Origin of the sequence: Anoxybacillus sp. J5B_2022, from assembly GCF_026847645.1 — a bacterium.
Lineage (GTDB): Bacteria > Bacillota > Bacilli > Bacillales > Anoxybacillaceae > Anoxybacteroides.
This window is the reverse complement of the sequence record NZ_JAPSMC010000015.1, coordinates 1-14,550: the sequence shown is the minus strand read 5'-3', so window position 1 is coordinate 14,550 and position 14,550 is coordinate 1. Positions and strand designations below refer to the sequence as shown.

At 46.1% G+C, this 14,550-nt stretch carries 14 protein-coding genes; 12 read left to right on the top strand and 2 right to left on the bottom strand.

What is annotated here, in order from left to right; genetic code table 11:
* Positions 1-11: 11 nt before the first annotated feature.
* The 8 genes from M4I42_RS06195 (at position 12) to murC (ending at position 8,332) form a co-directional block, all read left to right on the top strand.
* Positions 12-1,085, top strand: coding sequence for a M42 family metallopeptidase (locus M4I42_RS06195; RefSeq protein ID WP_268851359.1), 1,074 nt, complete (start codon positions 12-14; stop codon positions 1,083-1,085).
* A gap of 23 nt (positions 1,086-1,108) precedes the next feature.
* Positions 1,109-1,639, top strand: a complete 531-nt coding sequence (locus M4I42_RS06190) for a DUF84 family protein (protein WP_268851358.1) — start codon at positions 1,109-1,111, stop codon at positions 1,637-1,639.
* 25 nt (positions 1,640-1,664) lie between these two features.
* Positions 1,665-1,976: a thioredoxin family protein gene (locus tag M4I42_RS06185; protein ID WP_268851357.1), complete on the top strand. Its 312-nt coding sequence runs from the start codon at positions 1,665-1,667 to the stop codon at positions 1,974-1,976.
* A gap of 20 nt (positions 1,977-1,996) precedes the next feature.
* Positions 1,997-2,794: a DUF1444 domain-containing protein gene (locus M4I42_RS06180; protein WP_268851404.1), complete on the top strand. Its 798-nt coding sequence runs from the start codon at positions 1,997-1,999 to the stop codon at positions 2,792-2,794.
* Between the two features lie 21 nt (positions 2,795-2,815).
* A complete protein-coding gene (gene ytpR, locus M4I42_RS06175; protein ID WP_268851356.1) occupies positions 2,816-3,421 on the top strand; it encodes a YtpR family tRNA-binding protein in 606 nt (201 codons plus the stop codon).
* A gap of 94 nt (positions 3,422-3,515) precedes the next feature.
* On the top strand, positions 3,516-5,621 hold the full coding sequence (locus M4I42_RS06170; RefSeq protein ID WP_268851355.1) for a DNA translocase FtsK: 2,106 nt from the start codon (positions 3,516-3,518) through the stop codon (positions 5,619-5,621).
* Between the two features lie 73 nt (positions 5,622-5,694).
* The gene (locus M4I42_RS06165; protein ID WP_183184394.1) at positions 5,695-6,792 is read left to right on the top strand and encodes a nicotinate phosphoribosyltransferase; all 1,098 of its coding nucleotides are present in this window, start codon (positions 5,695-5,697) and stop codon (positions 6,790-6,792) included.
* A gap of 238 nt (positions 6,793-7,030) precedes the next feature.
* Positions 7,031-8,332 (top strand): UDP-N-acetylmuramate--L-alanine ligase, encoded by a 1,302-nt coding sequence (gene murC / locus M4I42_RS06160; RefSeq protein WP_268851354.1) that lies wholly within the window; start codon positions 7,031-7,033, stop codon positions 8,330-8,332.
* Positions 8,333-8,413: 81 nt separating this feature from the next.
* Here murC and M4I42_RS06155 read toward each other — a convergent pair whose 3' ends face one another.
* Positions 8,414-9,529 (bottom strand): aminopeptidase, encoded by a 1,116-nt coding sequence (locus tag M4I42_RS06155; RefSeq protein WP_268851353.1) that lies wholly within the window; start codon positions 9,527-9,529, stop codon positions 8,414-8,416.
* A 143-nt stretch (positions 9,530-9,672) separates the two neighbouring features.
* Here M4I42_RS06155 and M4I42_RS06150 point away from each other — a divergent pair, with 143 nt between their 5' ends.
* From M4I42_RS06150 to ytxJ, 3 genes are read left to right on the top strand one after another with little or no spacing between them, the layout of a single operon-like run.
* Positions 9,673-10,101 carry a DUF948 domain-containing protein gene (locus tag M4I42_RS06150; protein ID WP_268851352.1) on the top strand — a complete coding sequence of 143 codons (429 nt, stop codon included), beginning with the start codon at positions 9,673-9,675 and terminating at the stop codon, positions 10,099-10,101.
* Positions 10,088-10,450, top strand: a complete 363-nt coding sequence (locus M4I42_RS06145; protein WP_268851351.1) for a YtxH domain-containing protein — start codon at positions 10,088-10,090, stop codon at positions 10,448-10,450. Before M4I42_RS06150 ends, M4I42_RS06145 begins: the two co-directional genes overlap by 14 nt.
* A gap of 5 nt (positions 10,451-10,455) precedes the next feature.
* A complete protein-coding gene (ytxJ, locus tag M4I42_RS06140; RefSeq protein WP_268851350.1) occupies positions 10,456-10,782 on the top strand; it encodes a bacillithiol system redox-active protein YtxJ in 327 nt (108 codons plus the stop codon).
* 13 nt (positions 10,783-10,795) lie between these two features.
* Here the strand turns inward: ytxJ and pilM are convergent, their stop codons facing one another.
* Positions 10,796-12,946: a pilus assembly protein PilM gene (pilM, locus tag M4I42_RS06135; protein WP_268851349.1), complete on the bottom strand. Its 2,151-nt coding sequence runs from the start codon at positions 12,944-12,946 to the stop codon at positions 10,796-10,798.
* A 164-nt stretch (positions 12,947-13,110) separates the two neighbouring features.
* On the opposite strand from pilM, the gene M4I42_RS06130 reads away from it, so the two are divergent.
* A complete protein-coding gene (locus M4I42_RS06130) occupies positions 13,111-14,193 on the top strand; it encodes a bifunctional 3-deoxy-7-phosphoheptulonate synthase/chorismate mutase (protein WP_268851348.1) in 1,083 nt (360 codons plus the stop codon).
* The last annotated feature ends 357 nt before the right edge of the window (positions 14,194-14,550 follow it).

Below are 14,550 nucleotides of genomic sequence, written 5' to 3'. Positions count from 1 at the left end.
GGGTAGAAGCTATGAACGTGGAAACGCTTCAGTTATTTAAAACGTTGACAGAATTGCCAGGAGCGCCTGGTAATGAGCATGCGGTTCGGCAATTTATGCGAAGAGAATTGGAAAAGTATGCAGATGAAGTCGTACAAGATCGACTTGGCGGCATTTTTGGCGTGAAGCGCGGCGATGAAAACGGCCCGGTGGTGATGGTCGCAGGACATATGGATGAAGTTGGATTTATGGTCACTTCCATTACCGAACATGGAATGATTCGCTTTCAGCCGCTGGGCGGATGGTGGAATCAAGTGCTGCTTGCACAGCGCGTACAAATTATCACCGATCACGGCCCTGTCATTGGTGTCATCGGTTCCATTCCACCACATTTGCTTCAAGAAGAGCAGCGAAATAAACCGATCGACATTCAACATATGCTCATCGATGTCGGAGCCGACGACCGTGAAGACGCTCAAAAGATGGGCATTAAGCCAGGGCAACAAATTGTGCCGATCTGTCCGTTTACGCCGATGGAAAACCCGAAAAAAATTTTGGCGAAAGCGTGGGATAACCGATACGGTTGCGGGCTCGCGATTGAGTTGTTGAAAGAGTTGAAAAACGAAACGTTGCCAAACATTTTATATTCCGGAGCAACTGTTCAAGAAGAGGTCGGATTGCGTGGCGCCCAAACGGCTGCCAACATGATTCAGCCAGATATTTTCTTTGCGCTCGATGCAAGTCCGGCCAACGATATGACTGGGAGCCAAAAAGAATTCGGTCATCTTGGCAAGGGGGCGCTCGTTCGCATTTATGACCGCTCGATGGTGACGCATCGAGGCATGCGCGAGTTCGTATTAGATATGGCCGAAACGCATCGCATTCCATACCAATTTTTTATTTCTCCGGGAGCAACAGACGCAGGGCGCGTACATATCGCCAACAGCGGAATTCCTTCAGCAGTCATCGGCATTTGTTCCCGCTATATTCACTCGCATGCTTCGATTATTCACGTCGACGACTACGCAGCGGCGAAACAGCTCTTAATCGAGCTTGTTAAAGCATGCGATCGCTCGACTGTTGAGGCGATTCGCCAAAATAGTTAAAGATTCGGGAAGGGATGAGAAGCATGATGATTGCCGTAGGGACGACGAACCGAGCGAAAGTAGCGGCCGTTGAAGCGGTGTTTGCCGATGAATGCGATCAGATCGTGCCGGTTGCCGTCGATTCGGGAGTAGCGGCGCAGCCGTTTTCCGATGAAGAGACGCGGATGGGGGCGATCCACCGTGCTAAACAGGCGTGCGCTAAAGCTCAGGCTGATGTCGGCATCGGTTTAGAGGGCGGCGTCGTCGAAATGGACGGCGCGCTATGGGTATGCAATTGGGGGGCACTTGTTGACCGGAACGGTACAGTAATATGTGCCGGTGGCGCCCGTTTTCCTTTGCCTTGTGAAGTAGCGGAAGAAGTGCTGAACGGCAAAGAGTTGGGCGAGGTTATGGATGAATACACTGGGAAGCGGAATATCCGTCAAAAAGAAGGAGCAGTCGGCGTTTTTACAAATGGGCATGTCAATCGAACAGATATGTTTTGTCACATCGTCAAACTATTAGCAGGGCAATACGAATTTTTTGTCAAAGCGAACGATTCGCGCTATGATTAGGAAAAAGAAAGAAAGGGGACTATGTATGAAAACTATCGAAACAGCAGCGCAATATGAAGAGATCAAAAATACGAAAAAGGCTATTTTCGTTTTTTCGGCGGATTGGTGCCCAGATTGCCGGTTTATCGCGCCGGTTTTGCCGGAAATTGAACAGACGTTTTCGGATTACGAGTTTTATTATGTCGATCGTGATCAATTGCTAGATGTTTGCCAAGCAGAAAATGTTTTTGGCATTCCAAGCTTTATCGCTTACGACAACGGAAAAGAACTCGGCCGTTTTGTCAGCAAAGACCGAAAAACGAAAGAAGAAATTGAGCAGTTTATTCGCGGATTGTAGCGAGGGAGCTGTACATGAAATTGGACAGCAAAAGAATAGCGGAAGAAATCGAAAAACGATTGGCGCGAAACGATTGGACGTTTCGCTTCGACAGCAAAAAAGATACGTTGCGCATTGAAGATCGCCGCACAAAAAAAGGAGTCACCGTTTCCTTGCCTGGCATTATTGCCAAATGGGAAGAAAAAAAGGACGGGGCGATTCAAGAAGTCGTGTACTACATCGAGCAAACGTTGCACACGATGCATGAGGCGCATACGTTATCCGGAAAAGAAAAAGATATTTATCCTGTCATTCGCTCCACCTCGTTTCCGACGGAAACAAGCGACGGCATTCCGCTTATTTACGATGAACATACAGCGGAAACGCGAATTTACTATGCGCTTGATTTAGGAAGTGCCTATCGGCTTATTGACAAAAAGCTCGTCGAACAGGAAAATTGGGATGTTCACCGAATGAAAGAAATCGCCCGCTTTAACGTTCGCTCGCTCGACGTGAAGGTTAAAGAAGATACAGTGGCAGGAAACACGTTTTATTTTGTCAATACGAATGACGGATATGATGCAAGCCGCATATTAAACGTGCCGTTTTTGGAGAAATTTTCGAAAAATATCAAAGGAACGATGGTGCTCGCAGTGCCTCATCAAGATGTGCTAGTGATTGCCGATATTCAAAATGAAACGGGATATGATGTGCTTGCGCAGCTGACGATGAGCTTTTTCGCAAGCGGCCGCGTGCCGATTACCGCATTATCCTTTTTGTATAAAGACGGTGGATTAGAACCGATTTTCATCTTAGGCAAAAATCGTCGCAAACGATAAACAGGGAAAGGAAGCAAAACGATGAACGTATTTTACAATCGCGATGGAATTGGTGATGTATTGCTTGTTTCTTTAAAACCAATTGACCCAGAAAAACGTACGTTTGAGAGAAAGGGAGATGTTGTTCGCATTTTTGATGAAACAACGAATGAAACAGCGGGATACAACATTTTTAATATTTCTCAATATGATGCTGTCATTGGAACTGGTACAGTGGAGGCAAACGACGAACTTGTGGGTGTGATCAACGATTTGTTAGTGAAAAACGGTTTTACGGAAAAAATAGAAGCTGATTTTTCGCCAAAGTTTGTCGTCGGGTATGTTAAGGAAAAACAAAAACATCCAAATGCGGATAAATTAAGCGTTTGCCAAGTGGACGTTGGAACAGAAGTGCTGCAAATTGTATGCGGAGCGCCGAACGTAGAGGCGGGGCAAAAAGTAGTAGTGGCAAAAATCGGTGCAGTCATGCCGAGCGGTCTTGTCATTAAAGAAGCGGAATTGCGTGGCGTTCCTTCGTACGGCATGATTTGCTCTGCCCGCGAGCTTGAACTGCCAAACGCTCCGCAAGAAAAAGGCATTCTCGTGTTGCCTGATGAATACGAAGTCGGGCAGCCTTTTACGGAATAACGATCACAGGGTCACTAGAATCCAATCTAGTGACTTTTTTTCTAAAGTTGGTAAAATAGAGAGTTGAAAAGAGAATAGAAAGAGTGGAATTTAGATGAAATGGCTAAAACGGCTTATTCGTTATTTTTTCCAAGAAGAAGAGGAAAGGAAGTTGCCGGACCAAGGAGATTCGCCACCTCCAACATCGACGCCAGAGTTAGACGTAAAAGTGGCATATCAATATCCGTCTGGGAAATTTCGCTTCCCGCTTATTCCTGACGAATTATCGTCGCAGCGTTCGTATGATATGCCTGCTATGTTAGAAGAAGCAATAGAAATAACACCGAACCGACGCACGGCCGCCTCCGAGAAACGCCCGTTTCGGCCGACAGAAGTGCCGTCGCCTGTTTACGGATATAAGGCGCGTCCAAAACCGTCGGAAACGGCGAACGACGAATCGGAGCGGCTTTTCTCTTCTGATTCGGTCGAAATGGATTTCTCGCCAAATGAGGTTGAAATGAACCTCTTGCCAACGGAGAAGGAAACAACGATCGATGAACAACAGGAGGAGCACTTTTTCGAAGAAGTGGTACAAGAAAGTGAAGAAGAACGACCGCTTTCGCTAGAGGAAGAAACCGCCCCAGAAAACGAAGCCGGTTTGGCAGCACCGACGCAAAAACAAGAAGCACCGAAAACGGAAGAACGAAAAACGCCGTCGCGCATTCCATACAATGTGATGATGTTGAAACAAGACCGAAAAAAATTGGAAGAAAAGAAAAAAGAAGCAGTGGATTCTCGCTACCGCTTCCCGCCGCTTGATTTGTTGCAGCCACCGCAAGCAAGAAAAGAAGTGGACGAGCGATGGTTACATGAACAACGGCAACGATTGGACGAAACGTTCCAAAACTTCCATATCGGTGCGAAAGTGGTCGGCATTACCCAAGGACCGACGGTGACGCGGTTCGAAGTTCAGCCGGCACCGGGCGTAAAAGTAAGTAAAATTACGAGCCTCGCCGATGATATAAAGCTGAGCCTAGCAGCCAAAGACATTCGAATGGAAGCACCGATCCCAGGCAAAAGTACGATTGGGATTGAAGTGCCGAACGCCAATAGCCGGCCGGTATTCATTCGCGAAATTTTGCAAAGTGAAGCGTTTCGAATGAATCCTTCCCCGCTCACAGTAGCGCTTGGGCTTGACTTATCCGGTGCGCCTGTTGTGACGGATTTAAAGAAAATGCCGCACGGATTAATCGCCGGAGCGACCGGATCGGGAAAAAGCGTCTGCATTAATGCGATGCTCGTCAGCTTGCTTTATAAAGCAGCGCCGCACGAAGTCAAATTGTTATTGATTGATCCGAAAATGGTCGAATTGGCTCCATATAATCATATTCCGCACTTAGTAAGTCCAGTCATTACGGATGCGAAAGCGGCAACAGGGGCCTTAAAATGGGCCGTCGAGGAAATGGAGCGGCGGTATGAACTGTTTGTCCACGCCGGAGTGCGCGATATTCAAAAATATAATGAGCTCGTGAAAAAAGAGGAAACACCGGAGCATTATTTGCCTTATATTGTGATCGTTATTGATGAATTAGCTGATTTAATGATGGTCGCGCCGGCAGATGTGGAAGAGGCGATTTGCCGAATCGCACAAAAAGCAAGGGCATGCGGCATTCATTTAATTGTGGCGACGCAACGGCCGTCGGTCGATGTTATTACCGGTTTAATTAAAGCGAACATTCCAACGCGCATCGCTTTTTCTGTTTCATCGCAAGTCGATTCGCGAACGATTATCGACACAAACGGGGCGGAAAAGTTGCTCGGGAGAGGCGATATGCTGTTTTTAGAAAACGGCACATCGAAAACGGTGCGCGTCCAAGGAAATTTTGTTTCCGATGAAGAAATTGAGCGTGTCGTCGCGCATGTGAGAGAGCAAATGCCACCGGCTTATTTGTTTGAGCAGGAAGACTTTTTAAAGCAAAGTGCGCTGGCGAATGACGGCGATGAACTGTTTTATGAAGCGTGCGAATTTGTCGTGCAGCAAGGAGGCGCCTCGACGTCGAGCTTGCAGCGGCGTTTCCGCATCGGCTATAATCGGGCAGCGCGGCTTATCGAAATGATGGAGGAACAAGGCATTATTTCTGAAGCCCGCGGCAGTAAACCGCGCGATGTATTGATTACCGAAGAAGAACTAGTACAACTGCAAGAAAATAGTACGCTTTAAATGAAAAAATGTGGTATTCTTAAAAACAACAAAGTGGGGATGAAAGACATTGATAGGCGAGGGAGCAGAGAATATGAAGGAAATTGAGTTGAAGCTGCAAGGAAAAATTAAGCGGTTAACGAATAAAACGTTTAAATTTGACGAACGTATTCGCGACGGATGGTTTTCTGCGGTATATTTTTTAAAGACGCGAGAAATTGTGCGCGAATTTTGTCCAAACAACATTGTCACGATGCAATTTTTCCAAAAAGAGCATGCGGTGTTATGTGGTACGGACGAAGTGATTGCGCTTGTGAAAACATTTGCGGACGAACCAGAAAAGCTCGAAATTTATTCGTTGAAAGACGGCGATAAAATTAGCCCGTTTGAAACGGTGTTGACGATTACAGGACCTTATCAAAACTTTGGTTATTTAGAAGGCATTATTGACGGCATTTTAGCGCGCCGGACGTCGGTGGCGACGAACGTCTATAACGTTGTGAAAGCAGCGGCACTATCTGGCGTGCAAAAACCGATTATTTTTATGGGTGACCGCGATGACCATTATACGCAACAAGCCGGAGACGGATATGCGGCGTTCATCGGCGGCTCAACGGCACAAGCGACCCATGCGATGAACGAATGGTGGGGTAAGCAAGGCATGGGAACGATGCCGCATGCGCTCATTCAACTGTTTGATGGCGATGTGGTGGCGGCAGCGAAAGCGTACTATGCGAAATATCCAGAAGACGATTTAATCGTGCTTGTTGATTATAACAACGACTGTATTACCGACGCGCTTCGAGTAGCGCGCGAATTTGGCGACAAATTGAAAGGGGTGCGCGTCGATACATCAAGGACGATGATCGACCAATATTTTATTCGCCATCCGGAAGTGCTCGGAACGTTCGATCCGCGCGGCGTGAATCCTCCGCTTATTTTCGCCTTGCGCGAGGCGCTCGACCGCGAAGGCTTCCACCATGTCAAAATTGTGGTGAGCGGCGGCTTTAACGAGCAACGCATCATTGAATTTGAAAAACAAGGAGTGCCGGTCGATATGTACGGGGTCGGAAGCAGCTTGTTAAAAATTCATATCGGCTTCACAGGGGATAACGTCTTGCTTAATGGCAAACATCAAGCAAAAGCAGGACGCCGATACCGGCCGAATCCACGACTAGAAAAAGTGGACTAATCGGAAATACAATTTCAATTTGCGGGAAAACTGATAGAGATATCAGTTTTCTTTTTTCCACATAGTCGTGAACGAAAAACAATGATATAATGATGAAATGTGAGAATACATATGGAAATGGCAAATTTGCATCGATGTCATATACTGTGTTACAGAAGAAGCGTCAAAAAAGGGGCTTCTACGTACGAGGACTCTCCAGTACTAGCCCCACAGATAGACGATTGTTGGAGGTCTTGCTATGACTGTTTACCATTTCGTAGGCATTAAAGGAACAGGAATGAGCGCATTAGCACAAATTCTTCATGATATGAACTATACAGTTCAAGGGTCTGATGTGGAAAAGCACTTTTTTACGGAAAAAGCGTTAAACGAGCGGGGAATTCCCATTTTTCCGTTTCGCAAGGAAAATATTCGACCGGGCTTGACGGTAATTGCCGGGAATGCGTTTCCCGATACACATGAAGAAATTCAAGCAGCGCATGAACTAGGGGTTCCAGTCATCCGCTACCATCGCTTTTTAGGGGAATTTTTGCAAAAATTCACGAGCATTGCGGTGACAGGAGCGCACGGAAAAACATCGACGACGGGGCTTTTAGCACATGTGATGCAAGGGGCGAAACCGACGTCGTACTTAATTGGCGATGGCACGGGAAAAGGAGTCGAAGGTAGCCAATATTTTGTATTTGAGGCGTGTGAATATCGCCGTCACTTTTTATCGTATTTTCCGGATTATGCGATTATGACGAATATTGATTTTGACCATCCTGATTATTTTGCCAATATTGAAGACGTGTTTGCGGCGTTTCAAGAGATGGCGTTGCAAGTGAAAAAAGGGATTATTGCTTGCGGCGATGACGAGTATTTGCAAAAAATTCAAGCGAAAGTGCCGGTATTGTTTTACGGATTGGGTGACGACAACGATTTCCAGGCACGCAATATCGTGAAAACGACGGAAGGAACGTCGTTTGATGTGTTTGTGCGCAATACGTTTTTTGCGTCGTTTGAAATTCCGCGCTTTGGCGACCATAATGTGTTAAATGCGCTGGCGGTTATTGCGCTTTGCCATTATGAAGAGATAGATGTTCACATTATTCAAGAGCGGCTGAAAACGTTCCAAGGAGTGAAGCGCCGCTTTAGCGAAAAGCAAATCGGGGATCAAATTTTAATTGATGATTATGCGCATCATCCGCGCGAGATTGTCGCGACAATTGAAGCGGCGAGACAAAAATATCCAGATCGAGAAATTGTCGCGATTTTCCAACCACATACGTATACGCGGACGCAAACGTTTTTGCAAGAATTTGCGGAAAGTTTGCAGCGGGCGGATCACGTGTACTTATGCGACATTTTCGGTTCTGCGCGTGAGCATCACGGCAAGCTATCCATTCACGACTTGCAGGCGAAAATTCCGCAAGCTCGCCTCGTGGAAGAAAACGATACATCGGTATTGAAACAACATCCGCATGCGGTGTTAGTATTTATGGGAGCAGGCGACATTCAAAAATTCCAAGAAGCATACGAACAAATTGTCCACTCGTAACACCAAGGCTACTCCTTGGTGTTTTTTGTGAACATGTTCATCTCACAAAAAACGCCAGCCCTTTTTAGGCCGGCGTTTGCATCATTTTAAGTTTTCTGGATTGAGCGGTTCAAGTTCCGGAATGACGAAGCGGCCGTCTTTGCGGATGAGCACACCGTCGAAATAAATTTCACCACCGCCGTACTCTGGACGTTGAATCATGACCATGTCCCAATGAATGTTCGAATGGTTGCCGTTATACGCTTCGTCGTAACATTGTCCTGGCGTGAAATGGAAGCTTCCGTCAATTTTTTCGTCGAACAAAATGTCTTGCATCGGATGTTGAATGTACGGGTTGACGCCGATCGCGAACTCGCCAATGTAACGCGCTCCTTCATCCGTATCAAAAATTTTGTTAATGCGCTCCGTATCGTTGGCGGTCGCTTTGATAATTTTCCCGTCTTTAAAGGTTAGTTGGACGTTTTCAAACGTAAACCCATGGTACGGCGATGGCGTGTTAAAGGAAATCGTGCCGTTGACGGAATCGCGCACTGGAGCGGTATACACTTCACCGTCTGGAATGTTCATTTGCCCAGAGCATTTAATCGCTGGAATGCCTTTAATCGAGAACGTCAAATCCGTTCCCGGACCAGTAATGCGCACTTGATCGGTTTTTTCCATTAAGGTGACGAGCGCGTCCATCGCTTTATCCATTTTGCTGTAATCAAGGTTGCATACGTTAAAATAAAAGTCTTCAAACGCTTCTGTGCTCATTTTTGCAAGCTGCGCCATGGACGGATTCGGATAACGAAGCACAACCCATTTTGTTTTCGGCACGCGAATGTCGCGGTGCACTTTTTGCATAATCGTTCGGCCATGAAGCTTCATTTTTTCGTCTGGAACATCGGCTAATTCGTTAATATTGTCGCCTGAGCGCAAGCCGATATACGCATCCATTTGCGCCATGACGTTCGCTTCGAATTCCGCCATCATGGCGAACTGTTCTTCTTGCGCGCCGAGAAGAAGGGCGCGGTCGACTTGCTGGTCTTTTAACAACACGAACGGAAAGCCTCCAGCGGCGTACGCCTCCCGAACGAGGGCGATCACGAGTTCACGCTGCAGCCCGAAGTTTTCGATTAATACTTTTTCGCCTTTTTGCAGGCGGATGGAATAATGAATTAACGTTTTCGCTAATTGTTCAATGCGCGGATCTTTCATCTATGTTTCCTCCTATTGGTTATGTACAAGCTTATTGTAACCGATTTCGTTTGATTTGTTGAATGAAATGTTTTTGCAGGAATTTGTCGAGCGCATGTCGAATGATAGGGTAGATTAGAATGTTACATCAAGGAGGAAAAGGCGTGAAAATCATTTTGTATTTAAGCGTGGCCTTGATTGCGGTTGCCTTTTTTATTTTAGTCATCTATTTAATTAAAACATTAAAAACCGTGCAAGGCACGCTGCAAAGCTTGACGAAAACGATTGAAGGGATGGAAAAACAAATTCAAGACATCGGCACGGAAACGGCACAGCTGCTTCATAAAACGAACGCGGTTGCCGATGATGTGCAAAAAAAAGTAGAAAGTTTAAACGTGCTGTTTGAAGCGGTCAAGCAAGTTGGCTCGACGGTGCAAACGTTTAACGACGCATTAGCGAAAAAATGGACTGCGAACGAACAAAAATTCATCCAAGCGATCCAATGGGGCAATGCTTTTTTTGAAATATGGGGAAAATGGAAAGAGAAAAAGAAAAGAAAAGCGAAGGAAGGTGTGGAAGATGGGAAAAAATAATGGCGGATTTTTATTCGGAGCGATTGTTGGCGGCGTTGTTGGAGCGGCGACAGCGATCTTTTTGACGAGTGAGAAAGGGAAAAAGTGGCTGGCAGAGCTTAATGAAAACGAAGCATTGGAACCGATCAAGGAAACAGCGAACGAGTGGCTAGAAATCGCAAGAGAAAAAACGAAAGAAGTCGCTAAATTCGTTCCGCTATCGAAAACAGAACAAGACAAACAAGAAGCGCCACAAGAAGAAATCACCTCGATTCCGATTCCGATCGACAACAAAGAAAGTATTGAAAAGCTATTGAAAGAAACGGAAGCAGCGTTTCACGAGGCGGAACAAAAGTTGCACGAGGAGTGAGGCAGATGGTGAAACAAAAATTAGAAACGATTGAACAATTCGAGCAAATAGTAGCTGGGAAACCGCGTTTTTTGCTGGTTAAACATAGTTTGACATGCCCGATTAGCCGCGCAGCTTTTGAGGAATATGAAGCATTTGTAGAAGATCATCCGGAAATGGAGACGTACTATTTATTTGTGCAAGAAGCGCGACCGCTTTCGAATTATATCGCAGAAACGTCGGGCGTCAAGCACGAATCTCCGCAGGCGCTTCTATTTGAAAACGGAGCGGTGGTGTGGCATGCGTCGCATTGGAATATTACGTATGAAGCGTTAAAACAACAAGCAGGCTGAACCGACAAATGGTTCAGCCTTTTTGCACGGCATTTTCCCAGACAATTTCTAAATGATCGCCTGGCGCAAGCGGTTCATAAAACGTGACACGTTCGCCGTTTTTTAATAAATGAAACGATGTTCCAGAAGAAGGTACATCGACTTCCACGTAGTTGAAAACATCTTGGAAAATAAAGGATTCTTCTGCTTGCGCAACGATTTCTATCGTTGCCCCGCTTTCGATAACGTCGTCCTCGTTGAGTGGTTGTCCGTTTTTCATTACTTGAACTGCCCGTTTTGTAAGCGTCACGATTTCCCCGTTAAAGCGAACTGGGATGGAATAAGTAAGACGAAGCTGTTTAGCGTCAGCCAACTCTTGAACAGTCGGTGTCTTTTGCGGAATAACTTCAATAACATCCCCATCTTCGAAACTAGCAGACGGTTTGACTTCCATTCGATTTTTATAAAGGGCGCCGGAAAACGGTTTGATTTCTGTCGTGGTCCCGTTGATATGTACCGTATACGGCACAGCGGTTTGCAATAAATGAGAAAGTTGTAATTCTTCTAGCAGCGCCGCAATCGTTTCCGGCATTTTTATATCAATGATGTCACGGTCATGCACCTCGCGATCAAGAGTAGCTGGCTGTCCGTTTTGGTAAACGGTTGCTTTTATTTCACATCTCTCCCCGTTGATCGTGACCGTTTTACGCGGCAGTTCGTCGATTAGCTCTTTGAGCGGAATCGAGGCTTGCTCCCCGTCTTTTCCTTTTTCTACGATAATTTGATCCCCGTTTTGAATCAGAGTGTCTAAAGAAGCCGGCTTTCCGTTTCTCAGCAACAGCGGCGGCTCGCCGTACGTTCCAGGGATGGTGACAAGTTGGCCGTTGACGGTGACAACAAGCGCCATCCCTGGTTTTCCGTACAGTTTATGAATTGGAATGCCCGCCGCAAGCAAGCAGTCGCCAATGGTCAATTGTTTCATGTCGAATAGGCGAATGAGTTGGTCGTTGACATGTACACTAATGTATTGCACTGGATTTTGTTTAGCGGAAATAGCAATGCCAATTGGCGTCACTAACCCAGGACCATACGCTTGCAGCTCTGGCGTCACGTTTAAGTTTTGAATTGCGTCGACGCCGCGGATGGCAACGCGATTTTCTGGCAGTTGAAGTTGATGGGCAAGCCGCTTCGGAAGTTCTGGCGTTAAGCTGCCGCCGCCAACGAGCATGACTGCTTTTGGCGGTTTTCCGCCATTTAATGCGAAAATTTCTTCACTAATTGCCGCTGCAAGACGGTCAATGGCAGGCGAAATCGCCGCAATCATTTCTTCGCGCGGTACGTCGGTTTCAAATCCTAAAATATCGGTAATCGTCACCGTTTCGTTGACGGAAAGTTCGCGTTTCGCTTTTTCCGCAAGCGGAAAATCAAGCAAATACTGATCGGAAATCGCTTCGGTAATTTCATCGCCGGCAATTGGCACCATTCCGTAGGCGACGACAGTGCCGAGGTCGGTAATGGCAATATCGGAAGTGCCTGCCCCGATGTCGACAAGCGCGACGTTTAAGCGGCGCATCGTTGGTGGAATAAGGACGTTAATCGCCGCAATCGGTTCAAGCGTCAACGCTTCCATTTCCAGCTCTGCTCGCTGTAAAGCCGCTAGCAGCGATTCGACGACGATTTTTGGCAAAAACGTCGCAATGACTTCAACCGTTGCCTCTGTTCCTTGTTGGTCAATTAAGCTGCCAATTTCTTGGCCATCGATTATGTAATGGACGACCGAGTAGCCGACACAGTAGTAGTGTTGGCTTTGCTCGTTTTGTTGTGCGGCGAGCATTGCTTGCGCTTGCTGCACGGCGCTTAGTTCTAAATGGGTCACATCTTCTTTCGTCATCATTGGCTTGCCGGCAATGGAAAATGTCGCTTCCGCCCGCACGGTTTTTAACGCTCTTCCTGCTGCGGCGACGGATACTTTTTTTAGCGGGCCATATTTTTGTTCTAATTCGTTTTTCATGTCCATAATGATAGAAGCAACGGCCGGCACATCATGAATTTGTCCATCGAGCATTGCCCGTTCGCGATGTTCTTTGAGTATCATTTCTACTACTTGATAAGTTCCGTTCATTTCTTGTAAAATAACTCCAACAACAGAACGAGTTCCAATGTCGAGGGCAAAAATAGTAGACATCACGTTCACCTTCTTTAGAAAATATCATATGATACTTTATCGCTTAAAAGCGTTTAATTATTAAAGTTTTTTCGTGACAATCGAAATGGTTTGCATTATAATAATGTCTAATTATTAGAAATGTATCATATTTTTCAGCTTTTATAAAGAAAGGATGAGAAAGCATGAGCAATGAAAGATTAGATGAGTTACGAGCAAGGGTCGACGAGGTGAATTTGCAAATTTTGAAGTTGATTAATGAACGGGGGCGGCTTGTTCAAGAAATCGGAAAAATTAAAGAAACGCAAGGAACTTACCGGTACGACCCGGTTCGTGAGCGCAAAATGCTTGATTTAATTCTCGAACATAACGATGGGCCGTTTGAAACGGCGACATTGAAACATATTTTTAAAGAAATTTTTAAAGCAGGGTTAGAATTGCAAGAAGATGACCATCGAAAAGCGCTCCTCGTTTCGCGGAAGAAAAAACCGGAAGATACGATTGTTGATGTGAAAGGCGAAAAAATCGGTGATGGCAAACAATATTTTGTCATGGGACCATGCGCGGTCGAAAGCTACGAGCAAGTAGCGGAAGTTGCCAAAGCAGTGAAAAAGCACGGACTGAAATTATTGCGAGGCGGCGCGTACAAGCCACGAACATCTCCATACGACTTCCAAGGGCTCGGGTTAGAAGGATTGAAAATTTTAAAACGAATCGCGGATGAGTATGAGTTAGCGGTCATTAGCGAAATCGTTACGCCGGCAGATATTGAACTTGCGCTCGACTACATTGACGTCATTCAAATCGGCGCCCGCAACATGCAAAACTTTGAATTATTGAAAGCAGCAGGGCAAGTGAAAAAGCCGGTATTGTTAAAGCGCGGATTGGCGGCGACGATTGAAGAATTTATTAATGCAGCGGAATACATTATGTCGCAAGGAAACGACCAAATCATCCTTTGCGAGCGCGGCATTCGTACGTATGAGCGGGCGACGCGAAATACGCTTGATATTTCGGCAGTGCCAATTTTGAAGAAAGAAACGCACTTACCAGTATTCGTCGATGTGACGCACTCCACTGGACGACGTGACCTATTGCTTCCTTGTGCGAAAGCGGCATTGGCAATCGGTGCAGACGGCGTCATGGCCGAAGTCCATCCAGACCCAGCAGTTGCTTTATCAGATTCTGCGCAACAAATGGACATCGGTCAGTTCAACGAATTCATGGAAGAACTAAAATCGTTCCAACGACAAATGGTAAGAGCCTAACCTCTTCCCCCTCCACTTGTATCATAGGTGGAGGGGGTTTTTATAATGGCGGTGAGGAAATATGTTAGGGTTATTTTACCATGAAGAAAAGGATTGACGTTTTCAAGTGGGAGTTGCCAATATAATAATGTCCGCCGTCGATATTCCGTCGATGGGATATTACTAGCTTATGAGGTGACATCGGGTGAAAAAAAGGAAAAGCTATGCATTTCTTTCGTATGTGCTTGCGTTTACGTTAACCATTTCGACATGGACGCCGTTTGTAAAGGCAGAGGAAGCCTCTTCTTCGTCTGTGACAGAACCTATCCAAGACCACACCGTTTCTCTTCCGAACGAAGTGCAAAAAGAAGAGCCCTT

Excerpts from the sequence above, each read along its gene's own strand:
- ytxJ (WP_268851350.1), top strand. The coding sequence starts at position 10,456 with ATGGTGAAACAAAAATTAGAAACGATTGAACAATTCGAGCAAATAGTA.
- M4I42_RS06185 (WP_268851357.1), top strand. The coding sequence starts at position 1,665 with ATGAAAACTATCGAAACAGCAGCGCAATATGAAGAGATCAAAAATACG.
- M4I42_RS06170 (WP_268851355.1), top strand. The coding sequence starts at position 3,516 with ATGAAATGGCTAAAACGGCTTATTCGTTATTTTTTCCAAGAAGAAGAG.
- M4I42_RS06165 (WP_183184394.1), top strand. The coding sequence starts at position 5,695 with ATGAAGGAAATTGAGTTGAAGCTGCAAGGAAAAATTAAGCGGTTAACG.
- M4I42_RS06190 (WP_268851358.1), top strand. The coding sequence starts at position 1,109 with ATGATGATTGCCGTAGGGACGACGAACCGAGCGAAAGTAGCGGCCGTT.
- M4I42_RS06145 (WP_268851351.1), top strand. The coding sequence starts at position 10,088 with ATGGGAAAAAATAATGGCGGATTTTTATTCGGAGCGATTGTTGGCGGC.
- M4I42_RS06195 (WP_268851359.1), top strand. The coding sequence starts at position 12 with ATGAACGTGGAAACGCTTCAGTTATTTAAAACGTTGACAGAATTGCCA.
- M4I42_RS06130 (WP_268851348.1), top strand. The coding sequence starts at position 13,111 with ATGAGCAATGAAAGATTAGATGAGTTACGAGCAAGGGTCGACGAGGTG.
- murC (WP_268851354.1), top strand. The coding sequence starts at position 7,031 with ATGACTGTTTACCATTTCGTAGGCATTAAAGGAACAGGAATGAGCGCA.
- ytpR (WP_268851356.1), top strand. The coding sequence starts at position 2,816 with ATGAACGTATTTTACAATCGCGATGGAATTGGTGATGTATTGCTTGTT.
- pilM (WP_268851349.1), bottom strand. The coding sequence starts at position 12,946 with ATGTCTACTATTTTTGCCCTCGACATTGGAACTCGTTCTGTTGTTGGA.
- M4I42_RS06155 (WP_268851353.1), bottom strand. The coding sequence starts at position 9,529 with ATGAAAGATCCGCGCATTGAACAATTAGCGAAAACGTTAATTCATTAT.